Raw genomic sequence first — 287 nt, forward strand, 5'->3', positions numbered from 1 at the left:
ATAACTTAATGGGTTATATCCATTACAATTCCAGAACTTAAATATTTTTGCAGCGAAATGGTGGAAATTAGCATCATTGAAAAATGCCCAGCCAAAATAAATAACAAAGGCAGTTATAACAAACGCGGCATATTGAAGCCAATGTGTTCCAGACTGATCTATACCATTTTTGTCAAAGTTATAAATACTCATTTAAAGGATTGGATAAGCTATCCATCCAAATAAGGTGTAGTTAATAATGACAGCCATGAAACCTATCATTGCAAGTCTTCCATTTGTTCTTTCAG

At 33.1% G+C, this 287-nt stretch carries 1 protein-coding gene and 1 pseudogene; both read right to left on the reverse strand.

All coding sequences use genetic code 11. From position 1 onward, the window contains the following. Positions 1–192 (reverse strand): hypothetical protein (locus tag AMO19_RS02620; protein WP_075507227.1); only part of this gene is annotated, 192 nt, incomplete at its 3' end. After that, positions 193–287: pseudogene (locus tag AMO19_RS08715) on the reverse strand (chlorophyll a-b binding domain-containing protein); the annotation flags it as partial.

This window comes from Prochlorococcus marinus (assembly GCF_001180245.1).
Lineage (GTDB): Bacteria > Cyanobacteriota > Cyanobacteriia > PCC-6307 > Cyanobiaceae > Prochlorococcus_A > Prochlorococcus_A marinus_F.